Origin of the sequence: Meinhardsimonia xiamenensis (assembly GCF_900102905.1) — a bacterium.
GTDB lineage: Bacteria > Pseudomonadota > Alphaproteobacteria > Rhodobacterales > Rhodobacteraceae > Meinhardsimonia > Meinhardsimonia xiamenensis.
On the sequence record NZ_FNFV01000001.1, the window covers coordinates 317,764 to 337,970 of the forward strand.

Genomic DNA, 20,207 nt, shown 5'->3' on the forward strand with positions numbered 1-20,207 from the left:
GCAGGGGCGGGACTGGACGGGCAAGAAAACCACAATGGTCTTCAAGCGCAGAGATCGGCGAACCTGGCTGCAGCGGATCGGGGACGCCATCTATCCGCGCGGCGGCTGGCTGCGCGCGGCCAGCTATGTGTGGCACCGTCTGCGCCGGTTGCCCGATCCGCCGCACAAGATTGCCCGGGGCGTGGCTGTCGGCATCTTCGTGAGCTTCACGCCGTTCTTCGGCTTTCACTTTCTTCTGGCGGCCGGTCTTGCGCTGCTTGTCCAGGGAAATGTGCTGGCCGCGCTTCTGGCCACCTTCGTGGGCAATCCGCTGACCTTTCCGCTCATCGCCACGCTGAGCCTCGAGGTCGGCAACGCCATTCTCAACCTTCCCGGCGGCATGCCGCTGCCACATGTCGTGAGCGCCTTCTCGCACGCATCCGTCGAGCTTTGGTCGAATTTCACCGCCATCTTCGACGAGCGCACCGCGCATTGGGACAATCTGGCCGAGTTCTGGCACACGGTGTTCGTTCCCTACGCCGTGGGCGGGATACTTCCCGGGCTGTTTTTCGGCATGCTGGGCTACTGGCTGACCCTGCCGGCGGTGACGGCCTATCAGAAGCGCCGCGCCCGCAAGCTGCGCGACCGGCACGCACGGCGTCGGGCCGAGGCGCTGGCACAGGGTGCCATTCACCGCGAGAGGCAGGGCGCCGCTGCGGGGCGCGAATGAACCGCGTGGCCCGCATTCCGGTCGTGCCGAAAAGCAATTAGACTGCCGCCCGAATCCCGGCTCAAGGAACCGTTCCATGGCTCAGAGCAAGACCTCGGCGCGCCTGCGTCTCGGTGTGAACATCGACCATGTCGCCACCCTGCGCAACGCGCGCGGCGGCAGCCTGCCCGACCCGGTGCGCGCCGCGCTTCTGGCCGAAAAGGCCGGCGCCGATGGCATCACCGCCCATCTGCGGGAGGACCGCCGGCACATCGTCGATGACGACATCGCGCGGCTGATGGAGGTGCTCACCAAGCCGCTCAACCTCGAGATGGCCGCGACCGATGAAATGCAGGCCATTGCGCTCCGCCACCGCCCGCACGCCGTCTGTCTCGTGCCCGAGCGGCGGGAGGAGCGCACCACCGAGGGCGGGCTCGAGGTGGCCGGCGACGAAGCGCGGCTGAAGGCCTTCATCGCGCCGCTGCGCGAGGCGGGCTGCCGGGTGTCGCTCTTCATCGCGGCTGACCGCGCGCAGGTGGAGGCGGCGCATCGCGTGGGCGCGGCGGTGGTGGAGCTTCACACCGGCGCCTACTGCGATTTTCACGCCGAGGGCCGCCAGCGCGAGCGCGACGAGGAGCTTCAGCGGCTCAGCGAGATGGCGACATATGCGCATTCGCTCGGCCTCGAGGTGCACGCGGGCCACGGGCTCACCTACGACACCGTCGGCCCCGTCGCCGCCCTGCCGGAAGTGCGCGAGCTCAACATCGGCCATTTCCTGATCGGCGAGGCGGTGTTCGTGGGACTCGCGGCGGCGATTTCCGAGATGCGCCGGAGGATGGACGCGGCACGCGGCGGGATCTGAGCGAGGTAAGGAAATGGAACGGCTTTCCCTGGTGGTGCCGGCATTGCTTCTCGCGGGGTTGCTTTCAGTCTCTTCGGCCGCCGCGCAGGAGGTCAGCGCCTGCGACTGGCGCAGTTCGGCGGAGAATCTTCCCGAACCGTGGGAGCGGCACACGCGCAGCTTTGCCAATGGGGATGTGCGCATCGCCATTCTTGACGTGGTGGAACCGGCCTCTGCCGCCTTCCATCTCCTGGTGCTATCGCCGCCGTGGGCCGAGCTTGGCATGCGCCAGTGCCGCATTGTCTCGCTCGGCGAGGGCCTCGGATTCTTCTCCGCAACGCTTGCGGGCATGACCGCGCGATATGATCCCGCCTCCGGGCTCGTGCTCGACATCCCCGTCGAGCTGCCCGACTCCTCCACCGGAGAAGGCCGCCCGGCCCGGCTCAGGCTCATCGTCAACCAGGCCAGCGGCGAGATTCGCGCGTCGGTCGAATGATCATCGGCATCGGCACCGATCTGGCCAATATCGAGCGCATCGCGCGCACGCTCGAGCGCTTCGGCGACCGTTTCCGCAACCGCGTCTTCACCGAGGTGGAGCAGCGCAAGTCCGAGCGGCGGCGCGATGTCGCCGGCACCTATGCCAAGCGCTGGGCGGCGAAGGAGGCCTGCTCGAAGGCACTCGGCACCGGCCTGCGGATGGGCATCGCCTGGCGCGACATGGGCGTGGTCAATCTGCGCTCCGGCCAGCCGACGATGGAGCTGACCGGCTGGGCGGCCGAGCGGCTTGCGGCGATGACGCCACCGGGCCATCGCGCGGTGATCCATGTGAGCCTCACCGACGATCACCCCTGGGCGCAGGCCTTCGTGGTGATCGAGGCGGTGCCGCTCGATCCCCCCGCGCCTTGACTCGCGCCGGGGCGGGGCGCATGTAGCCGGGACATTCGGCACGGGGCAGGCGAGGCAGGCGCATGGCGGCGAAAGCGGAGAAGGCTGGCGCCATTCTCGAGACGGTGAAGACGATCATCTGGGCGGTGGTGATCGCCGGCGTCTTTCGCACGCTTTTCTTCCAGCCCTTCTGGATCCCTTCGGGCTCGATGAAGGACACGCTGCTGATCGGCGATTTCCTTTTCGTCAACAAGATGGCCTACGGCTATTCGCGCTACTCCTGCCCCTTTGGCCTGTGCCCCTTCTCCGGCCGCATCCTGGGTTCCGAGCCGCAGATCGGCGACGTGGTGGTCTTTCGCCACCCCGTGGCCGGAACCGACTACATCAAGCGCGTCGTCGGCCTGCCCGGCGACCGCATTCAGATGCTGAACGGGGTGCTCTACATCAACGGCCGACCCGCTCCGCAGGAGCCTGCGGGCCAGTTCATCGAAACCTATGAAAAGCAGGGGCCTACCGGCAGCCTGCCGCAGTGCAAGAACTTCGGCGTGCCGCTCGGCGGCGACTGCGTGAAGGACCGCTACATCGAGACATTGCCGAACGGCGTGCGCCACAGCATCCTCGACATCCGCAACACGCCGCTCGATGATACGCCCGCCTATGTGGTGCCCGAGGGGCACTTCTTCGTGATGGGCGACAACCGCGACAACTCCACCGACAGCCGCGTGCCGCAGAACGCCGGCGGCGTGGGCTTCGTGCCGATGGAAAACCTCATCGGCCGGGCCGACCGGATCATGTTTTCCTCCGCCGGCCGGTCGCTCCTGTTCTTCTGGACATGGCGCGCGGATCGTTTCTTCAAGGAGATCCGGTGAAGCTCTCGGCAGACCTCGCGGCCTTCTGTGAACGCCTCGGCCACCGCTTTGCCGACCCGCGGCTCCTGATCCGCGCGCTCACGCACCCTTCAGTCTCCTCGCCGACACGGCCCGACAACCAGCGCCTCGAGTTTCTCGGCGACCGGGTGCTCGGGCTCGTGATGGCCGAGGCGCTTCTCGCAGCCGACCCCGAGGCGACCGAAGGCCAGCTTGCCCCCCGCTTCAACGCGCTCGTGCGCAAGGAAACGCTTGCCGATGTGGCGCGTGAGATCGAACTGGGCGCGGTGCTCAAGCTTGGCCGCTCCGAGATGCTCTCGGGCGGGCGGCGCAAGGCGGCGCTTCTCGCCGACGCGATGGAGGCGGTGATCGCCGCGGTCTATCTCGACGCGGGCTTCGAGGCGGCGCGCGATCTCGTCCTGCGGCTGTGGGGGCCGCGCATCGCCGCCGTCGAGGCAGATGCCCGAGACGCCAAGACCGCGCTGCAGGAATGGGCACAGGCCCGCGGCCTGCCCGCCCCCGAATATGTGGAGACGGCCCGCACCGGCCCCGATCACGCCCCCACCTTCACCATCGCCGCGCGGCTCAAGAGCGGCGAGGAGGCGGTGGCCGAGGGCCGCTCCAAGCGCCAGGCCGAGCAGGCCGCGGCGCGGGAGCTGTTGCGGCGCATGGAGGCCGGCGATGAGTGAGAAGACCACCCGCTGCGGCTTTGTCGCCCTGATCGGCGAGCCCAACGCCGGCAAGTCCACCCTGCTCAACCGCATGGTCGGGCAGAAGGTCTCGATCGTCACCCACAAGGTGCAGACGACCCGCGCCCGCATCCGCGGCGTGGCCATCGAGGGAGATGCGCAGATCATCTTCGTCGACACGCCGGGCCTTTTCCGCCCCCGCCGCCGGCTTGACCGCGCCATGGTCGCCGCCGCCTGGTCCGGCGCGGCCGATGCCGATGTGGTGGTGCTTCTCGTCGAGGCCCACCGCGGCATCACCCCTGGCGTCGAGGACATCCTGGCAAATCTCGCCGAACGCGCCGCCGGCCGGCCCGTGGCGCTTGCCATCAACAAGATCGACCGGGTCAAGCGCCCCGAGCTTCTGGCGCTCGCGAAGGCCCTCAACGAGCGTTTCGACTTCGTGCGCACCTTCATGATCTCGGCCGAAAAGGGCGACGGCGTTGACGACCTCAAGCGCTGGCTCGCCGACGAGATGCCCGAGGGCCCCTGGCTCTACCCCGAGGACCAGATCGCCGATCTGCCCCTGCGGATGCTCGCCGCCGAGATCACGCGCGAAAAGCTTATGCTACGGCTTCACGACGAGCTGCCCTATCAGCTCACCGTCGAAACCGAGCGCTGGGAGGAGCGCAAGGACGGCTCCGTGCGCATCGACCAGGTCGTCTATGTCGCGCGCGAAACCCACAAGGGCATCGCCCTCGGCCGCCGCGGCGAGACGATCAAGGCGGTGGGCCAGGCCGCGCGCGCCGAGCTGGAGGAGATGCTCGGCCGGCGCGTGCATCTCTTCCTCACCGTCAAGGTCCGCCCGCGCTGGGAGGAGGAGGCCGAGCGCTACCGCGAAATGGGCCTCGACTTCTCCGAGGGTCAGGGCTGAGCGGCCATGGCGCGGCTCACCGCCGATTTCTGGGTGCGCGCCTACATCGCGCGGCTGGCGCAGGAGAACATCCCCGCCTTCATCACCGCCCATGGCGATGACACCGCCGGCGCGGTGATCGTCAAGCTCAACCGCCTCGACGGCACCGCCACCGCCTTTCAGCGCAGCTTCGACCCGCTCACGGGCGCCCGCCGCTGGATGGTGCTCGCCGAAGGCGCGGAGGACGAGGTGGACGCCACGCTTGCCCGCCAGCGCAGCTTCGACCCCGATCTGTGGATCATCGAGGTGGAGAGCCGCGAGGGCCGCCACCTGCTGGACGAACCGGGCCTTGCCGACTGAGGCAGCGCGCCCTGCTCACATCATCCTGGTGAAAATACCCTCGCCGAAGGCATCGGCCTGAGCGGGGCTCGATGCCCCGGTCAGGCCGCGCCTCACCCCCGCGGCGCCGCGGCGCGCCTGAGCCGGTCGTTGATCGCCCGCCCGAGCCCCTCCTCGGGGATGGGCGAGACGGCGATCGCCTCCGCCCCTTGCGCGTCGAGCTGCCGCAGGAAGGCAAAGAGATTGGCCGCCGCCTCGCGCAGATCGCCCGAGGGCGAGAGATTGAGCGCCGACCTTTCTACGGGCCCGAACCCCAGCAGCACCTCGCCGGGCCGCGCCTCGCGCGCGTCAAGCCGCAGCCGGGCGCGCGGCGCATAATGCGAGGCGAGTTGGCCCGGCGCATTCGGCCGCTCCGGCGCTGGTGCCGGCGCCCCGAGGCTCGTTCCGAGACAGGCCTCGATCTCCTCCGCCGGCACACCACCGGGGCGCAAGAGCATTGGCCTCGGCGTGAGCGCCACAATGGTCGACTCAAGCCCCACCTCGCAGGGGCCGGCATCGAGCACTGCTGCGATGCGGCCCTTGAGCCCTTCGAGCACATGTTCGGCCGTGGTCGGGCTCACGCGGCCCGAGGGGTTCGCGGAGGGTGCCGCCACCGGCCGGCCCACCGCGCGCAGAAGGGCCTGGGCCACCGGGTGCGCCGGCACCCGCACCGCCACCGTCTCAAGCCCGGCGGTGACCAGCTCCGAGATCCGCGCCTCGGGGCGCAGGGGCAGCACCAGCGTCAGCGGCCCCGGCCAGAAGGCGCGGGCCAGCCGTTCGGCGGCCTCGTCGAAGACGGCGATCTTCCGCGCCGCTTCGATATCGGGCACGTGCACGATCAGCGGGTTGAAGCGCGGTCTTCCCTTTGCCTCGAAGATCGCCGCTACCGCCCGCCCGTCCGTGGCATCGGCGCCAAGGCCGTAAACCGTCTCGGTGGGGAACGCCACGAGCCGCCCGGCGCGAATCAGCCGGGCCGCTTCCTCGATCCCGGCGGGATCGGCGGGGAGGGTGCGGGTCTCTTCCATCCTGTGACGCAGCGTCCGGCTTGCGGGGAACGGGCTCTCGGCTCAGGCTTTCGGCGGGTTGCCCCGCCTCAGCGCGGTCAATAAACCTCGCCTGCGGCCAAGCCAAGGCCCGCGGCAAGCTCTGGAGGCTCGATCAATGTCCTATCGCGCGCCCGTCGCCGAGTTCCGCTTCCTTTTCGATCATGTGGTCGATCTCGGCCAGGTCACCGCCACCGAGCGTTTCGCCGAAGCCGCGGGTGATGTCACCGACGCGATCCTCACCGAGGCTGGCCGGATGTGCGAGGAGGTGCTCGCGCCGCTCCAGCGCGTCGGCGACCAGCACCCGGCGGTGCTGGAGAACGGCGTCGTGCGCACCTCGCCGGGCTTTGCGGAAGGCTATCGCGCCATTGCCGAGGGGGGGTGGATCTCCACCTCCGCCCCACCCGAATATGGCGGCATGGGCCTTCCGCAGGCGCTGACCACGGCGGTCAACGAGATGATGGCCTCGGCCTGCCTGTCGCTGCAGCTCAACCCGCTGATGACGCAGGGCCAGATCGAGGCGCTCGAGCATCACGCGAGCGAGGAGCTCAAGGCGCTCTACCTGCCAAAGCTCATCTCGGGCGCATGGTCGGGCACGATGAACCTCACCGAGCCGCAGGCGGGCTCCGACGTGGGCGCGCTGCGCAGCCGCGCCGAGCCCGCGGGCGACGGCACCTACCGCATCACCGGGCAGAAGATCTTCATCTCCTGGGCCGACAACGACTTCACCGAGAATGTCTGCCACCTCGTGCTCGCCCGCCTGCCGGACGGTGCACCGGGGACGAAGGGCATCAGCCTCTTCATGGTGCCCAAGCGCCTCCCCAATCCTGACGGCAGCGTTGGCGAGGCAAACAGCCTGCGCGTGGTGAGCCTTGAGCACAAGATGGGGCTGCACGGCTCGCCGACGGCGGTGATGGAGTATGACGGCGCCACCGGCTGGATGGTGGGTGAGCCGCACAAGGGGATGGCGGCGATGTTCACGATGATGAACAACGCCCGCCTCGGGGTGGGCGTTCAGGGCATCGGCGTGGCCGAGGGCGCCTTCCAGAAGGCACTGGCCTTCGCGCTCGAGCGCCGGCAGGGCCGCGCGCCCATCGAGAATCCCACCGGCACCATCATCGACCACGCCGATGTACGGCGGATGCTGATGACCATGAAGGCCGAAACCTTCGCCGCCCGCGCCATCGCGCTCGCCAATGCCATTGCCACCGACATGGAGAAGGCCACCGGCACCGCCGACTGGGCGGCGCGGGCGGCGCTTCTGACACCCATCACCAAGGCCTTCGGCACCGAGACCGGCATGAAGGTGGCCGAGCTCGGCATGCAGGTACACGGCGGCATGGGCTACATCGAGGAGACGGGTGCGGCGCAGTTCTACCGCGATGTGCGGGTGACGGCGATCTACGAGGGCACCAACGGCATTCAGGCGATGGATCTTGTGGGCCGCAAGATGCGCGACGGCGGCGAGGCGGCCTTCCGCCTCATCGACGAGATCGAGAAGGATGCCGAAGCCGCCCGCGGCCGCCTGCCCGACCTCGCCGGCCCCGTCTGGGAAGCGGCCGAGACCCTGCGCGAGACCACCGAATGGCTGGTGGCGCAGGGCGACATCAACGAGCGTTTCGCGGGCGCGATCCCGTTCCTGCGCGCCTTCGCCCGCGTGCTGGGCGGCCACTACCACCTGCGCGCTGCCATCGCCGAGGGCGGCAACGGCCCGCGCACGGCGCTCGCACGCTTCTACGTCACCCGCCTTCTGCCCGAACACACGGGCCTTTGCGCGCATGCCCGCGCCGGCGCAGCCGATCTCTACGCGCTTGCGCCCGAGGAGTTCGCCGCGTGATGGATGCCGTGTCCGCCCCGATCCGCACCCCGTGGGAAGAGCCGCCCGAGACAGGCGGGGCCGTTGAGGTGGCCGAGGGCGTGTTGTGGCTGCGCCTGCCGCTGCCGATGAAGCTCGACCACGTCAACGCTTACGCCTTCGACGAGGGCGACGGCTGGGCGGTTCTCGACACCGGGCTCGACACGAAGAAGAGCCGCGCGATCTGGGAGGCGGTCCTTTCCGGCCCGCTCGCCGGGCGGCCGGTGCGGCGCGTCGTCGTCACCCATCACCACCCCGACCATGTGGGGCTTGCGGGCTGGTTCCAGACGCACCACGGCGCCGAGCTTCTGACCACGCGCACCGCCTGGCTCATGGCGCGGATGCTCACCCTCGACGAACAGGCCCGCCCCGCCGACGAGACGCTTGCCTTCTGGCGCGGTGCGGGCATGGACCCCGCCCTTTACGAGCGGCGCGCCCGCGAGCGCCCTTTCAACTTCGCCGATGTGGTGGCGCCGCTGCCGCTCGGCTTCCGGCGGCTGAAGGAAGGGGATGTCATCCGCCTCGGCGGGCGGCACTGGGACGTGCGCATGGGCGACGGGCACGCGCCCGAGCACGCAACCCTTTGGTCGCGCGAGGACAATCTCGTGATCGGCGGCGATCAGCTTCTGGCGACGATCTCGCCCAACCTCGGGGTTTATGCCACCGAACCCGATGCCGACCCGGTGGGCGAGTGGCTGGCCTCCTGCGAGCGCCTCAGCGCCTTCGCCCGCGATGATCAGCTGGTGCTGCCGGGCCACAAGCTGCCCTTTACCGGGCTTCCCGCACGCATGCGTCAGCTCATCGACAACCATCATGGCGCTCTCGAGCGCCTGCGCGACTGGCTCGTCGCTCCGCGCACCGCGGCCGAGTGTTTCAGACCGCTCTTCGCGCGCGAGATCGGCGCGGCGGAATATGGGCTGGCGCTCGTCGAGGCGGTGGCGCATCTCAACCACCTTCTGCACCGGCGCGAGGTGATCCGCTGGCGCAGGGAGGACGGCGCCTGGCTGTGGCAGCTTGCCCCGGAGGAGGGGTGAGGCGCGGGCGCGGGGTGCGCCGATTTGCGCGCCGCACCCCTCGTGACAGCCACCGCGCAATCGGCTAAGCGAAGGCGAACCGTCATTCAGGGGACAAGAGCAATGGCCGAGAAGACCAACCCGGACGATTTCGACATCACCGAGCACGAGAAGGCCTTCGAGGGCCTCGTGCGTGCCCTGACGTGGGGCGCGGGCATCACCATCGCGGTTCTGATCTTCCTCGCGATCTTCAACTCCTGACGCCGCTTCTCCGCTGCCGGCCGATGGGCTAAGGATCCCTCATGAGGATCCTTGCGCTGCTCGTTGCCGCGACCCTTGCCACCGGCTGCGCCCAGAGGGTGTGGGACGGCGACGAGCGGGTGGCGCGCGCCGCCTACAGCAATGGCAAACCGCCCTCGGTGACGCTCATCACCGTGGTGCGGAATGATCTCAATGTCGGCACCCACAGCGCGCTCGTGGTCAACGGATCCGAGCGCGTGCTGTTCGATCCCGCGGGTTCATGGAAGCATCCCCGTTCGCCGGAGCGCAACGATCTGCGATTCGGCATCGATGACCGGGTGCTGGCGCATTTCCTCGACTATCACACGCGCCGTTCGCATCGCACCATCGTGCAGGAGGTCGCCGTGCCGGCCAGCGTGGCGGACGCCGTCACAAGCTCGCTCGCACAGGCCGGCCCCGCGGCGCCGGGGTTCTGCGCCTTGACCATCTCCCGCGCGTTGCGGCGCGTGGAGGGCTTCGAGGCCATCGGCGCAACGCCTTTCCCTTCAATGCTGATGCGCGATTTCGGTCGCCTGAGCGGTGCGAGGACGCGCGTCTTCGTCGATGATGACCCGGCGGACAACCGCTACCTTCTGCGGTTTCCGCCCGACAGCGGCTGAGCGGCCTCAGTCGAAGGTTCCGGCGACGCGGCCGAGCAGCATGAAGGCCCGGGCGGTGCGCGTGTCGGCCAGCGCGGCGATGTCCTGATCGCTCGCCGTCTTCTCGAATTCCGAGAACACCTGATCGAACTTGCGCAGGAAGTGATGCGCCGCGTCACGGAAGATCGTGTCGGAGCGCATCCGCCCCGCGGTCAGGGCAAGGCAGGAGCGGTCGCGGATGCCGCCAAGCGCGGCAATCGCCCTGCCCCGCTCGCCGCGCGCGAAGCGCCGCCAGATCTCGGGGCGCGCCCGGTCTGGCGTCAGGTCATCCATGTAGATGCCGTCGTGGGAGAGGAGCGTGAGCACATCCTGCGCCGCCTGCACGAGCTGGGCGGTGGAGCGGTCGCGCAATGCGCGGCGCATGGCCTGGAAGCCCTCGCGGTCTTCCGCGTTCTCGGGAAAGTTCAGCGCGCGAATGAAATCGGCCACGCTCACCGGCGGCGCCGCCGCCTCGGGCGGGGTGACAAGGGCCAGACGCGGCTGCTCCTCGCTCGGGTCTTCGGTCCGCGCCGCGGCCGGAATCGCCGGCTTGTCATCGGCGAGCGCCGCTTCGGCCATGTGCCGCGCGGAGGTGAAGGTGGCGATTGCCTGCTCGGTCTGACGCTGGGCGGCGGCTATCTCCTCGAGCTTGCGTTCGATGGAGGATTTGCCGCTCTCGGCCTTGCGGCTTTCGATGTAGGTTTCGCGCAGCGCCTCGATGGCGACCTCGAGCCGCGCCGTCTCCTCCCGGATCACCTGCGCCGAGCGCAGCGCGGCAACGCCCACCCAGAGCACCGCGACCGGCATGAAGATCGCCATGAGGATGCCGACAAAGCGCAAGGCCGCCTCCGAGGCCATCGGATCGCGCCCGGCGAGGAACAGCCCCGCACCGGCAAGCACGATCCACAGGATGGAGAGAACCACCGCGATGCGCTCGGCCCGCGAAGGGGCCGGGCGCCGGTCTGCCGGCCCGCCGTAAAGCCCGAGCCCGGCGATGGGGTTTGCTTTCCTCTCGGCCATCACCCCCTGCCTTGCCGCGGGTGCCGGCGCCTGTCACGCCCGCCAGGGACTTCCCGGGCGACGGCGCGGCACTCCGGTCACGGCCTCAGATATACTCGACCTTGACGATTTCGTAGCTCTTTTCGCCTCCGGGCGTGCGCACCTCGACGCTGTCGCCTTCCTCCCGGCCGATCAGTGCGCGCGCGAGCGGCGACTTGATGTTCAGCAGGCCGCGCTCGATGTCGGCTTCGGGCTCGCCCACGATGGTGTAGACGCGCTCCTCCTCGGTGTCCTCGTCGATGAGGTGCACCGTCGCGCCAAACTTGATCGGTCCTGAAAGCTTCGAGGGGTCGACCACCTCGGCGCGGGCGAGGATGCCCTCGATCTCCTTGATCCGCCCCTCGATGAAGCCCTGCTTCTCCTTGGCCGAATGATATTCGGCGTTCTCGGAGAGATCACCATGCGCGCGCGCCTCGGCGATGGCCTTGATGATGGCCGGCCGCTCCTCCGTCTTCAGGCGCTTGAGTTCCTCGTTCAGCGCCGCATGCCCGTTGCGCGTGATGTGAATCTTTTCCATGGCAACCGTCTTGTCGCTCATCCCAAAGCAAAAGCGCCCGGCGTCATGCACGCCGGACGTCGTTGTCTCCCTTACCTGACCATTTGGGGCCGGAAATGCAAGCGGCAAGCCCGCTTCGCCCCGCTTCCCCGTGTGTGCCTGTCGCAATGGGTCCGCTTTGCGTCGCGTCGCGATTGACCGGCGCCATGCCGCCCTTTACCAGTTCGGCGAAAGGAAATTGCGCGCGTGAGGGGGAGCCATGGCCGAGATCGAACGCGAGTCGATGGAATACGACGTGGTGATCGTGGGTGCGGGGCCGGCGGGGCTTTCGGCGGCGATCCGGCTCAAGCAGCTCGATCCCGACCTGCAGGTCGTCGTGCTCGAGAAGGGTTCGGAAGTCGGCGCGCATATCCTCTCGGGTGCGGTACTCGACCCTTCGGGTCTCACCCGCCTGATCCCGGACTGGAAGGAGAAGGGCGCGCCGCTCAACGTGCCGGTGCGCGAGGACAACTTCTACATCCTCGGCGAGGCCGGCGGCATCCGCTTGCCGAACTGGATGATGCCGCCCCTGATGAACAACCACGGCAACTACATCGTCTCGATGGGCAATGTCTGCCGCTGGATGGCGCAGCAGGCCGAGGCGCTGGGGGTGGAGATCTTCCCCGGCATGTCCTGCACCGAGCTCGTCTATGGCGAGAACGGGGAGGTCATCGGGGTGGTCGCCGGCGAGTTCGGCAAGAACCCCGACGGCACGCCGGGGCCGAACTACGAGCCGGGGATGAACCTCATCGGCAAGTACGTGATGCTGGGCGAAGGGGCGCGCGGCTCGCTGTCGAAGGAGGTGATCGCACGCTACGAGCTCGACGCGAACTGCGACGTGCCGAAATTCGGCCTCGGCATGAAGGAGCTGTGGGAGGTCGACCCGGCCAAGCACAACGAGGGCGAGGTCACCCACACCATGGGCTGGCCGCTGGGCTTTGGCACCGGGGGCGGCAGCTTCGTCTATCACCTTGAGAACAATCAGGTTTACGTCGGCTATATCGTCGATCTCAACTACCGCAACCCCTATCTCTACCCCTATATGGAGTTCCAGCGCTTCAAGCATCACCCGATGATCGCGAAGCTTCTGGAGGGCGGGCGGCGCGTGGCCTATGGCGCGCGGGCGGTGACCAAGGGCGGCTGGCAGTCGATCCCGCAAACGGCTTTCCCGGGGGGCGTGCTGCTCGGCTGCTCGGCGGGGCTTGTGAACCTGCCGCGCATCAAGGGCAACCACAACGCCATGCATTCGGGCATCGAGGCCGCGGAAGCGGCGCACGCGGCCATCCGCGCCGGTCGCGCCCACGACCGGCTGGAGGAATATGACCGCCGTCTGCGCGAGGGGCCGGTGGGCAAGGATCTGAAGATCGTGCGGAATGTCGCCCCGCTCAACGGCAGGCTCGGGCCGCTCGGCGGGCTGACGCTCGGCGGCTTCGACATGTGGTTTCAGACCATCTTCCGCTTCTCGCTCTTCGGCACGCTCAAGCACGGCAAGACCGACGCGCAGGCCACCGAGCCCGCCGCGAAGCACAAGCCCATCGACTACCCCAAGCCCGACGGCAAGCTGAGCTTCGACCGGCTCACGAATGTGGCCTATTCCTTCACCAACCACGACGAGCACCAGCCGCCGCATCTGAAGCTGAAGGATCCCGAAATCCCGATCCGGGTGAACCTGCCCAAATATGACGAGCCGGCGCAGCGCTACTGCCCGGCCGGGGTCTACGAGGTGGTGCGCGATGGCGAGGCGCCGACCTTCGTCATCAATTTCCAGAACTGCGTGCACTGCAAGACCTGCGACATCAAGGATCCGAGCCAGAACATCGTCTGGACCTGCCCGCAGGGCGGGGACGGGCCGAATTACCCGAACATGTGAACGCCACGGCCGGCTGGGGCCGGCCGCGGGCGGCTCCGTCGCATTGCCCTTGCCGGGGGCGCGGGCTAGGTTGCCCGGCGTGGTCTGCCCAGAGAGGTGCGCATCGTGACAGCACGGCCCTTCACCCTGCGTCTTGCCGCCGCCGCCGTGGCGCTCCTTGTCGGTCTGCCGGCGACGGCCCAGGGGCTTGCAGGGCCTTATCTGGCCGGGCAGGTTGCCGCCCAGAACAACGACTTCGAAGCCGCCACCACCTATTTCAGCCAGGCGCTGATCGTTGACTCGTCCAACCCGGTGATCATGGAAAACGCGCTTCGCGCGTATGTCGGGCTTGGACGCATCGAGCAGGCGGTGGCGATCGCGCGCCGGATGCAGGGGCTGGGGCAGGTCAGCCAGGTGGCGGCGATGGTGCTCTTCGCCGATCACATGAAGAAGGGCAACTACCCCGCGCTTCTCGATGATCTCACCGCGGGCGTCAGCGTCGGCCCGATGGTGGACGGGCTTCTGAAGGCTTGGGCCCAGTTCGGTGCGGGGCGAATGTCGGAGGCGCTGGAGAGCTTCGACGAGGTCGCCGCCACGCGCGGGGTCGAGATGTTCGGCCTCTACCACAAGGCGCTTGCGCTGGCCGCGGTCGGCGACATGGAAGGCGCGGAGGAAATCCTCTCGGGCCGGGCCGCCGGTCCGATCCAGCTCGACCGGCGCGGGGTGATCGCCTATGCGCAGATCCTCAGCCAGCTCGAGCGCAATGCCGATGCGGTCGAACTCATCGACAAGTCCTTTGCCGGCCGTCTCGACGAGGAGCTGGCAGCGATCAAGGCCGCGCTCGAGGCTGGCGAGACGCTTCCCTTCACCGCAGTGCCGGATGCGGCGGCGGGGGCGGCGGAAGTGTTTTTTGCCGTTGCTGGTGCGCTCGATGGCGAGGCCAACGACGCCTATGCGCTCATGTACAGCCGCATGGCCGAGTATCTGCGTCCCGACCATGTTGGCGCCATCCTGCTGAGCGCGGGACTGCTCGAGAGGATGGGGCGGCACGAGTTGGCGACCGAGACCTATCTTCGGATTCCGCCCGACAGCCCCGCCTATGTGCCGGCGACCATCGGGCGGGCGGAAGCGCTGCACGCGTCGGGAAAGGTTGAGGAGGCCATCGCCACGCTGCGCGCGCTGGCCGAGGAACACCCCGACAACCCCTCGGTGCATGTCTCGCTTGGCGACATGCTCCGCCGTGAGGAGCGTTACGCCGAGGCCGCCGAGGGCTATTCGCGTGCCATCGCCCTTTATGACGAACCCGAGCGCGGGCAGTGGGTCGTCTATTTCGGGCGCGGCATCTGCTACGAACGCACCGGCGAGTGGGAAAAGGCCGAGGCGGACTTTCGCAAGGCACTCGAGCTCGAGCCCGACCAGCCGCAGGTGCTGAACTATCTCGGCTATTCCTACGTAGAGATGAACATCAACCTCGACGAGGCGATGGATCTTATCAAGCGCGCGGTCGAGGCGCGGCCCGATTCGGGCTACATTGTCGACAGCCTCGGCTGGGTCCAGTTCCGCCTGGGCGACTATGAACAGGCGGTTGTCAATCTCGAGCGCGCCGCCGAACTGATGCCGACAGATCCGATCATCAACGACCATCTGGGCGATGCCTACTGGGCGGTGGGGCGCGAGCGCGAGGCACGCGTGCAGTGGAAGCGCGCGCTTTCCTTCAACCCCGAACCCGACGAGGCCGACCGCATCCGCCGCAAGCTCGAAGTGGGGCTCGATGCGGTGCTGATCGAGGAGGGGGCGCAGCCGATCCGCGCCAGCGCCCGCGAGGATGTCCAGGGCAATTGAGGTCTTCGCCCCGGCCAAGATCAATCTGACACTTCATGTCACCGGCCGGCGCGCGGACGGGCTGCACCTGCTCGACAGCCTCGTCGTCTTTCTCGATGCGGGCGATCGGCTGCGCCTTGAGTCGGCCCCGTCCTTCTCGCTTGAGGTCACGGGGCCTCTTGCGGCCGGCGTTCCTGTCGGTGAAGACAATCTTGCGATGCGGGCCGCACGGCTCATGGGCGGCCCTGCCGTGGCGATAACGCTCGAAAAGCACCTGCCCGCAGCCGCTGGCATTGGCGGGGGCAGTGCGGATGCCGCGGCGCTCCTGCGCGGGCTCGCGGCGCTGGGTGGCACGATGCCAGCGCCCGAAGCGCTCGCCGCGCTCGGTGCGGATCTGCCCGTTTGCCTGCGTTCCCGTCCCGCGCGGATGCGCGGCATTGGCGAGCGGCTCGAAGCCGTCGAGCTGCCCGAGGCGCATTTCGTGCTCGTCAACCCCGGTGTTGCGGTGCCCACCGCGGCTGTCTTCGCGGCACTCGAGAGCCGGGATAACCCGCCCATGCCCGAACAGCTCCCGCGCTGGGGCGACGCGGCCGAACTGGCCGGCTGGCTCGGGCGAATGCGCAACGACCTCGAGCCTGCCGCCAGCCGCATCGCGCCGCAAATCGGCGAGGCGCTCGATGCCATCACAGGCACGCGGGGCTGCCTTCTCGCGCGCATGTCGGGATCGGGTGCGACCTGCTTTGGCCTTTATGCCTCGGCCGCGGCTGCCGGGGAGGCTGCCGCGCGGCTTGGTGCCGAACGGCCGGCGTGGTGGATCACCCCGGCAGGGCTGTGGCGTGGCGGCGAGCGCCTCAGCTGATCCGCGCCACGACGTATTCGGCCAGATCGCCCAGCATGTGTCTCAGCGGCACGTCGGGCAGATGCGTCAGCGCCTCCCGGGCTCTGGCGCTCCATGCCAGCGCATCGGCGCGCGCTGCGGCGAGCGTGCCATGCCGGTGCATCAATTCGAGCGCGTGCTCGAGGTCGCCCTCTTGCTGGCGGCCCTGCTCGATGACCCGACGCCAGAAGGCGCGCTCCTCGGCGTCGGCCTTTGCGACCGCCTTGATGAGGGGCAGCGTCAGCTTGCCTTCGCGAAAGTCGTCGCCGACGTTCTTGCCCGTCACGCCGGCGTCGCCGTCATAGTCGAGCAAATCGTCGGCGATCTGGAAGCTGATCCCGAGCGCATCGCCATAGCGGCGCAGGGCCTCCACCTGCGCGGCCGGTGCTCCGGCGATCACGCCGCCCACCTCGCAGGCGGCGGCGAACAGCGCGGCCGTCTTGCCGCGGATCACCTTGAGATAGACGCTCTCGTCAGTGGCAAGATTGCTCGCCGCCGTCAGCTGGAGAACCTCGCCCTCGGCGATGGTGGCGGCGGCATCGGCGAGAATGTCGAGCACCCTGAGCGAGCCCGTCTGAACCATCAACTGGAAGGCCCGGGCGAAGAGATAGTCACCGACCAGAACGCTCGACTTGTTGTCCCACAGCAGGTTTGCCGTCGGCCGGCCGCGGCGGCGGGTGCTCTCGTCAACCACGTCGTCATGCAGAAGCGTGGCGGTGTGGATGAACTCGACCGTCGCCGCGAGGTGAATGTGAAAGGGGCCCTCGTACCCGCAGAGCCGCGCGGCGGCGAGCACGAGCAACGGCCGCAGCCGCTTGCCGCCCGCCTCGACGAGATGGCGCGTGACTTCCGGGATGCGCGGGGCATGCTCGGAGGCCATGCGCTCGGCAATGAGTGCGTTGACCTCATCCATCTCGCGGGCAAGCGCCTCGGCCAGCCGTTCGTGGGGCCTGGCCTTGGCCGCCTGCGCGATATCACCTGCGTCAGCCATATCGACAATTCCCGGCTACCGCGCCTAGATGGAGAGGCATGAAGGAACTGTTGCGCACCAACGATCCGACCCTCATCGCCTACGCCACCGCGCTACTGGACGGCGAGGGTATAGACTGCTTCCAGATGGACGTCCACATGAGCGTGCTGGAAGGCTCCCTGGGCATACTGCCGCGCCGGCTGATGGTGCGCGACCGTGACCTGTTTCTCGCCCGCGCGATACTGCGCGACAACGGAGTCGAGGTGAGCGGGTGAGTGCTCCCCTGCCGCCTGATCTGACCGAAGACGGATTTCTCGGCGGGCGTCTTGTAATCGCGCAGCCGGCGCGCGGTTTCCGCTCGGGCACCGATGCGGTGCTGCTTGCCGCTGCGGTGCCGGCGGAGGCCGGTCAGACGGTGCTCGAGCTCGGGTGTGGCGCGGGCGCGGCGGCACTCTGCCTCGCGCGGCGTGTGCCGGGCGTGCGCGTGACCGGCGTCGAAATCCTGCCGGCGATGGCGGCGCTCGCACGGCGGAATGCCGAACGCAACGGCCTCGCGCTGGAGGTGATCGAGGCCGACGTCGGCGCACTGCCGCGAGCGTTGCGCGCGCGCAGCTTCGATCATGTCATGATGAACCCGCCGTATTTCACCCCCGGTTCGGGCACTTCGCCGGAGGAGCCGGGTCGGGCGATGGGCAATGCCGGGCCCAGGGCGCTTGGCGACTGGCTCGATACCGGAATCAGGAGGCTTGGCCCCAAGGGCAGGCTCACCGTGATCCAGCGCAGCGAACGGCTGCCGGAGATTCTGCGTGTGCTCGAGGGGCGACTGGGGCAGATTACCGTGCTGCCCTTGCAGGGGCGCACGGGGCGGCCTGCCGATCGCGTGATCGTGACCGGGCGCAAGGGGTCACGGGCGCCGTTCCGACTGCTGGCCCCTCTTGTCATCCACGAGGGGCACGCCCATGTCGAGAAAGGGGAAAGCTTCACGCCCGCCGTTGCCCGCGTGCTTCGCGAGGGCGCCGGGTTGCCTGTAGCCTGGGGTTGAATGGGTTTGGATGATTTCTCGCAAGCCTGTGTAACGAGAAGGTGACAGGAGCGGGTTTTTGTGCTGGACTGATCCTGCAACAGCAATCAACGAGGAGGGCACCAAACATGAGCTTGAGTTCGCACCTGGAGGAACTCCGCCGCAAGCATCAGGCGCTCTCGGAAAAGGTTGAAGAGGCGTTGAGGACCCCGGGCTTCGACGATCTGCAGATCACCGAGCTCAAGAAGCAGAAACTGAAGATCAAGGAAGAGATCTACCGCCTCTCGAGCCATTGACCGCGCGGGCAGCGGCGCTGGCCCGGGCGGCAAGCAGCGCACCGCCCGCAATCATCAGCGCGGCGAGAAGCAGCGTGGCCGAAGGTTCGGCCACGCCCGCCGCCACCAGCACCAGCGTCGAAAGAAGCGGCGCGGCGTAGGAGGCCACGCCCAGCAGCTGGATGTCTCCGTGCTTCACGCCGACGTCCCAGAGGTAGAAGGCAAGGCCAACGGGACCGATCCCGAGAAGGGCTGTGGAGACCCAGCCGAGCGCGCTCTGCGGCCATACCGTCGTCTCGAAGGCGACATGTGCGGCGAGTGCGAGCAGCGCTGAACCGGCGCAGAAGACCGTCACGCTTGCGGTCGGCACCGCGCCGAGCCGCCGGGAAATCACCGAATAGCTGCTCCAGGTGAGCGCGCAGAGAAAGGCAAGGCCGAGTCCCGGCAGCGATTGGGCCGAGACGCCACCAATCCTGCCGCCAATGATCAGAGCCGCGCCTGCAAAGGCGACGAGCGCGCCGAGAACATGGCCCGCGCCCAGCTTCTCGTCCGGCAAGAGCCCGGAGAAGAGCACGATGAACAGCGGCCAGAGATAGGCGATGAGCCCGGCCTCGGCGGGGGGTGCGAGCCGGAGCGCGAAGAAATAGAGCGCGTGATAGCCGAACAACCCGGCAATGCCGAAGGCGTAGACAGCGGGCCGCACATGGCCGAGCGCGGCGAGCCCGCCCGTCGCCGCGGTCCAGGCAAGCCCGATTGCCGCGCCGATGGCGAAAGAGATGGCGGCAAGCTGGAAGGGCGGAACCGGTGCCGAGCCCACGGTGAGAAGCGCCAGCAGTGCCCACATGAGAACTGCCCCGAAACCGGTGGCGGTGGCGCGCGCTCGTGTCATTGGCGTCCTTCATGAAAAGCGCCCGCACCGCATGGGGCGCGGGCGCGTCGCGTCGGTCGCGGTGTTCAGACGAAGTACTGCCCGCCATTGGCCGAGATCGTCGAGCCGGTGATGAAGCCTGCGTCATCGGCCGCGAGAAACACCACGCAGCGGGCGATCTCCTCGGGCTCGCCGAGGCGGCCCACCGGAATCTGAGGGATGATCCGCTCGTTCAGGATCTTCTCGTCGATCGCCTTCACCATCTCGGTGGCGATGTATCCCGGGCAGACGGCATTGACGGTGATGCCGAACCGGGCGCCTTCCTGCGCCAGCGCCTTGGTGAAACCGAGGTCGCCGGCCTTGGCGGCCGAATAGTTGGCCTGGCCCGCCTGACCCTTCTGGCCGTTGATGGAGGAGATGTTGATGACGCGGCCGAACTTGCGCTCGCGCATGCCGGGCCAGATCGGGTGGGTCATGTTGAACAGGCCCGTCAGGTTGGTGTCGATGACCTCGCGCCACTGCTCGGGCGTCATCTTGTGGAACATCGCATCGCGGGTGATCCCGGCGTTGTTGACCAGAACCTCGATCGGTCCGAGATCGGCCTCGACCTTCGCGATGCCCTCCTTGCAGGCGTCGTAATCGGCCACCGACCACTTGTAGGTCGGGATGCCCGTCTCCTCGGTGAAGGCCTGCGCGGCGGCGTCATTGCCGGCGTAATTGGCGGCCACCTTGTAGCCTGCCGCCTTCAGTGCCTTGGAGATGGCGGCGCCGATGCCGCGGGTGCCGCCGGTGACAAGCGCAACTCTGCCCATGGAATTCCTCCCTCATTCCTGAAACTTCATTCCGACAAAGAATGGCATTGCGCAAT

General features: G+C 68.3%; 24 protein-coding genes. 18 read left to right on the top strand and 6 right to left on the bottom strand.

Annotated elements, in window-relative coordinates:
* Window positions 1-34: 34 nt before the first annotated feature.
* The 8 genes from BLQ14_RS01495 to BLQ14_RS01530 all read left to right on the top strand — a co-directional run bounded on the left by BLQ14_RS01495 (window position 35) and on the right by BLQ14_RS01530 (window position 5,218).
* A complete protein-coding gene (locus BLQ14_RS01495; protein ID WP_092497470.1) occupies window positions 35-709 on the top strand; it encodes a DUF2062 domain-containing protein in 675 nt (224 codons plus the stop codon).
* A 76-nt stretch (window positions 710-785) separates the two neighbouring features.
* Window positions 786-1,550, top strand: a complete 765-nt coding sequence (locus BLQ14_RS01500) for a pyridoxine 5'-phosphate synthase (protein WP_092497473.1) — start codon at window positions 786-788, stop codon at window positions 1,548-1,550.
* Window positions 1,551-1,563: 13 nt separating this feature from the next.
* Window positions 1,564-2,025, top strand: a complete 462-nt coding sequence (locus BLQ14_RS01505) for a hypothetical protein (protein WP_092497475.1) — start codon at window positions 1,564-1,566, stop codon at window positions 2,023-2,025.
* A complete protein-coding gene (gene acpS / locus BLQ14_RS01510) occupies window positions 2,022-2,435 on the top strand; it encodes a holo-ACP synthase (RefSeq protein WP_092497476.1) in 414 nt (137 codons plus the stop codon). The genes BLQ14_RS01505 and acpS overlap by 4 nt, the downstream gene beginning before the upstream one ends.
* Window positions 2,436-2,497: 62 nt before the next feature.
* The gene (gene lepB / locus BLQ14_RS01515; protein WP_092497477.1) at window positions 2,498-3,283 is read left to right on the top strand and encodes a signal peptidase I; all 786 of its coding nucleotides are present in this window, start codon (window positions 2,498-2,500) and stop codon (window positions 3,281-3,283) included.
* Complete coding sequence (rnc, locus tag BLQ14_RS01520; RefSeq protein WP_092497479.1) at window positions 3,280-3,969, top strand: ribonuclease III; 690 nt, start codon at window positions 3,280-3,282, stop codon at window positions 3,967-3,969. Before lepB ends, rnc begins: the two co-directional genes overlap by 4 nt.
* Window positions 3,962-4,879: a GTPase Era gene (gene era, locus BLQ14_RS01525; RefSeq protein WP_092497481.1), complete on the top strand. Its 918-nt coding sequence runs from the start codon at window positions 3,962-3,964 to the stop codon at window positions 4,877-4,879. The genes rnc and era overlap by 8 nt, the downstream gene beginning before the upstream one ends.
* Before the next feature lie 6 nt (window positions 4,880-4,885).
* Complete coding sequence (locus tag BLQ14_RS01530; RefSeq protein ID WP_092497483.1) at window positions 4,886-5,218, top strand: DUF1491 family protein; 333 nt, start codon at window positions 4,886-4,888, stop codon at window positions 5,216-5,218.
* Between the two features lie 92 nt (window positions 5,219-5,310).
* Here the strand turns inward: BLQ14_RS01530 and BLQ14_RS01535 are convergent, their stop codons facing one another.
* Window positions 5,311-6,261: an L-threonylcarbamoyladenylate synthase gene (locus tag BLQ14_RS01535; RefSeq protein ID WP_092497485.1), complete on the bottom strand. Its 951-nt coding sequence runs from the start codon at window positions 6,259-6,261 to the stop codon at window positions 5,311-5,313.
* Between the two features lie 136 nt (window positions 6,262-6,397).
* On the opposite strand from BLQ14_RS01535, the gene BLQ14_RS01540 reads away from it, so the two are divergent.
* From BLQ14_RS01540 to BLQ14_RS01555, 4 genes are all read left to right on the top strand, one after another.
* The gene (locus tag BLQ14_RS01540; RefSeq protein ID WP_092497487.1) at window positions 6,398-8,116 is read left to right on the top strand and encodes an acyl-CoA dehydrogenase; all 1,719 of its coding nucleotides are present in this window, start codon (window positions 6,398-6,400) and stop codon (window positions 8,114-8,116) included.
* Window positions 8,116-9,168, top strand: a complete 1,053-nt coding sequence (locus tag BLQ14_RS01545; protein ID WP_092497489.1) for an MBL fold metallo-hydrolase — start codon at window positions 8,116-8,118, stop codon at window positions 9,166-9,168. Before BLQ14_RS01540 ends, BLQ14_RS01545 begins: the two co-directional genes overlap by 1 nt.
* A gap of 102 nt (window positions 9,169-9,270) precedes the next feature.
* Window positions 9,271-9,408 carry an aa3-type cytochrome c oxidase subunit IV gene (locus BLQ14_RS01550; RefSeq protein WP_092497491.1) on the top strand — a complete coding sequence of 46 codons (138 nt, stop codon included), beginning with the start codon at window positions 9,271-9,273 and terminating at the stop codon, window positions 9,406-9,408.
* Between the two features lie 41 nt (window positions 9,409-9,449).
* Window positions 9,450-10,046, top strand: coding sequence for a hypothetical protein (locus BLQ14_RS01555; protein ID WP_092497493.1), 597 nt, complete (start codon window positions 9,450-9,452; stop codon window positions 10,044-10,046).
* A 6-nt stretch (window positions 10,047-10,052) separates the two neighbouring features.
* Here BLQ14_RS01555 and BLQ14_RS01560 read toward each other — a convergent pair whose 3' ends face one another.
* Window positions 10,053-11,084: a hypothetical protein gene (locus BLQ14_RS01560; protein ID WP_092497495.1), complete on the bottom strand. Its 1,032-nt coding sequence runs from the start codon at window positions 11,082-11,084 to the stop codon at window positions 10,053-10,055.
* An 85-nt stretch (window positions 11,085-11,169) separates the two neighbouring features.
* Window positions 11,170-11,640, bottom strand: a complete 471-nt coding sequence (gene greA, locus BLQ14_RS01565; protein ID WP_092498296.1) for a transcription elongation factor GreA — start codon at window positions 11,638-11,640, stop codon at window positions 11,170-11,172.
* A gap of 238 nt (window positions 11,641-11,878) precedes the next feature.
* Here greA and BLQ14_RS01570 point away from each other — a divergent pair, with 238 nt between their 5' ends.
* From BLQ14_RS01570 to BLQ14_RS01580, 3 genes are all read left to right on the top strand, one after another.
* Window positions 11,879-13,528 (top strand): electron transfer flavoprotein-ubiquinone oxidoreductase, encoded by a 1,650-nt coding sequence (locus BLQ14_RS01570; protein WP_092497497.1) that lies wholly within the window; start codon window positions 11,879-11,881, stop codon window positions 13,526-13,528.
* Between the two features lie 105 nt (window positions 13,529-13,633).
* Window positions 13,634-15,349, top strand: a complete 1,716-nt coding sequence (locus BLQ14_RS01575) for a tetratricopeptide repeat protein (RefSeq protein WP_245656837.1) — start codon at window positions 13,634-13,636, stop codon at window positions 15,347-15,349.
* On the top strand, window positions 15,333-16,187 hold the full coding sequence (locus tag BLQ14_RS01580) for a 4-(cytidine 5'-diphospho)-2-C-methyl-D-erythritol kinase (RefSeq protein WP_092497499.1): 855 nt from the start codon (window positions 15,333-15,335) through the stop codon (window positions 16,185-16,187). Before BLQ14_RS01575 ends, BLQ14_RS01580 begins: the two co-directional genes overlap by 17 nt.
* Here BLQ14_RS01580 and BLQ14_RS01585 read toward each other — a convergent pair.
* Entirely contained in the window at window positions 16,180-17,196 is a 1,017-nt protein-coding gene (locus tag BLQ14_RS01585) for a polyprenyl synthetase family protein (protein WP_092497501.1), read from the bottom strand. The genes BLQ14_RS01580 and BLQ14_RS01585 overlap by 8 nt on opposite strands.
* A 38-nt stretch (window positions 17,197-17,234) precedes the next feature.
* Here BLQ14_RS01585 and BLQ14_RS01590 point away from each other — a divergent pair, with 38 nt between their 5' ends.
* The 3 genes from BLQ14_RS01590 (at window position 17,235) to BLQ14_RS01600 (ending at window position 18,492) form a co-directional block, all read left to right on the top strand.
* A complete protein-coding gene (locus tag BLQ14_RS01590; RefSeq protein WP_092497503.1) occupies window positions 17,235-17,450 on the top strand; it encodes a putative signal transducing protein in 216 nt (71 codons plus the stop codon).
* A complete protein-coding gene (locus BLQ14_RS01595) occupies window positions 17,447-18,217 on the top strand; it encodes a tRNA1(Val) (adenine(37)-N6)-methyltransferase (protein WP_245656839.1) in 771 nt (256 codons plus the stop codon). Before BLQ14_RS01590 ends, BLQ14_RS01595 begins: the two co-directional genes overlap by 4 nt.
* 107 nt (window positions 18,218-18,324) lie before the next feature.
* Window positions 18,325-18,492, top strand: coding sequence for a YdcH family protein (locus tag BLQ14_RS01600; protein ID WP_092497504.1), 168 nt, complete (start codon window positions 18,325-18,327; stop codon window positions 18,490-18,492).
* Here BLQ14_RS01600 and yddG read toward each other — a convergent pair.
* Together yddG and phbB are read right to left on the bottom strand one after the other, a co-directional pair.
* Window positions 18,458-19,360, bottom strand: a complete 903-nt coding sequence (yddG, locus tag BLQ14_RS01605; RefSeq protein WP_092497506.1) for an aromatic amino acid exporter YddG — start codon at window positions 19,358-19,360, stop codon at window positions 18,458-18,460. The genes BLQ14_RS01600 and yddG overlap by 35 nt on opposite strands.
* A gap of 65 nt (window positions 19,361-19,425) precedes the next feature.
* Complete coding sequence (phbB, locus tag BLQ14_RS01610; protein ID WP_092497508.1) at window positions 19,426-20,151, bottom strand: beta-ketoacyl-ACP reductase; 726 nt, start codon at window positions 20,149-20,151, stop codon at window positions 19,426-19,428.
* Window positions 20,152-20,207 lie beyond the last annotated feature (56 nt).

Excerpts from the sequence above, each read along its gene's own strand:
- BLQ14_RS01535 (WP_092497485.1), bottom strand. The coding sequence starts at position 6,261 with ATGGAAGAGACCCGCACCCTCCCCGCCGATCCCGCCGGGATCGAGGAA.
- acpS (WP_092497476.1), top strand. The coding sequence starts at position 2,022 with ATGATCATCGGCATCGGCACCGATCTGGCCAATATCGAGCGCATCGCG.
- BLQ14_RS01590 (WP_092497503.1), top strand. The coding sequence starts at position 17,235 with ATGAAGGAACTGTTGCGCACCAACGATCCGACCCTCATCGCCTACGCC.
- phbB (WP_092497508.1), bottom strand. The coding sequence starts at position 20,151 with ATGGGCAGAGTTGCGCTTGTCACCGGCGGCACCCGCGGCATCGGCGCC.
- BLQ14_RS01545 (WP_092497489.1), top strand. The coding sequence starts at position 8,116 with ATGGATGCCGTGTCCGCCCCGATCCGCACCCCGTGGGAAGAGCCGCCC.
- BLQ14_RS01555 (WP_092497493.1), top strand. The coding sequence starts at position 9,450 with ATGAGGATCCTTGCGCTGCTCGTTGCCGCGACCCTTGCCACCGGCTGC.
- BLQ14_RS01540 (WP_092497487.1), top strand. The coding sequence starts at position 6,398 with ATGTCCTATCGCGCGCCCGTCGCCGAGTTCCGCTTCCTTTTCGATCAT.
- BLQ14_RS01500 (WP_092497473.1), top strand. The coding sequence starts at position 786 with ATGGCTCAGAGCAAGACCTCGGCGCGCCTGCGTCTCGGTGTGAACATC.
- BLQ14_RS01495 (WP_092497470.1), top strand. The coding sequence starts at position 35 with ATGGTCTTCAAGCGCAGAGATCGGCGAACCTGGCTGCAGCGGATCGGG.
- BLQ14_RS01600 (WP_092497504.1), top strand. The coding sequence starts at position 18,325 with ATGAGCTTGAGTTCGCACCTGGAGGAACTCCGCCGCAAGCATCAGGCG.
- era (WP_092497481.1), top strand. The coding sequence starts at position 3,962 with ATGAGTGAGAAGACCACCCGCTGCGGCTTTGTCGCCCTGATCGGCGAG.
- BLQ14_RS01530 (WP_092497483.1), top strand. The coding sequence starts at position 4,886 with ATGGCGCGGCTCACCGCCGATTTCTGGGTGCGCGCCTACATCGCGCGG.
- greA (WP_092498296.1), bottom strand. The coding sequence starts at position 11,640 with ATGGAAAAGATTCACATCACGCGCAACGGGCATGCGGCGCTGAACGAG.
- BLQ14_RS01550 (WP_092497491.1), top strand. The coding sequence starts at position 9,271 with ATGGCCGAGAAGACCAACCCGGACGATTTCGACATCACCGAGCACGAG.
- BLQ14_RS01570 (WP_092497497.1), top strand. The coding sequence starts at position 11,879 with ATGGCCGAGATCGAACGCGAGTCGATGGAATACGACGTGGTGATCGTG.
- BLQ14_RS01580 (WP_092497499.1), top strand. The coding sequence starts at position 15,333 with ATGTCCAGGGCAATTGAGGTCTTCGCCCCGGCCAAGATCAATCTGACA.
- BLQ14_RS01505 (WP_092497475.1), top strand. The coding sequence starts at position 1,564 with ATGGAACGGCTTTCCCTGGTGGTGCCGGCATTGCTTCTCGCGGGGTTG.
- BLQ14_RS01585 (WP_092497501.1), bottom strand. The coding sequence starts at position 17,196 with ATGGCTGACGCAGGTGATATCGCGCAGGCGGCCAAGGCCAGGCCCCAC.
- BLQ14_RS01560 (WP_092497495.1), bottom strand. The coding sequence starts at position 11,084 with ATGGCCGAGAGGAAAGCAAACCCCATCGCCGGGCTCGGGCTTTACGGC.
- yddG (WP_092497506.1), bottom strand. The coding sequence starts at position 19,360 with ATGACACGAGCGCGCGCCACCGCCACCGGTTTCGGGGCAGTTCTCATG.
- lepB (WP_092497477.1), top strand. The coding sequence starts at position 2,498 with ATGGCGGCGAAAGCGGAGAAGGCTGGCGCCATTCTCGAGACGGTGAAG.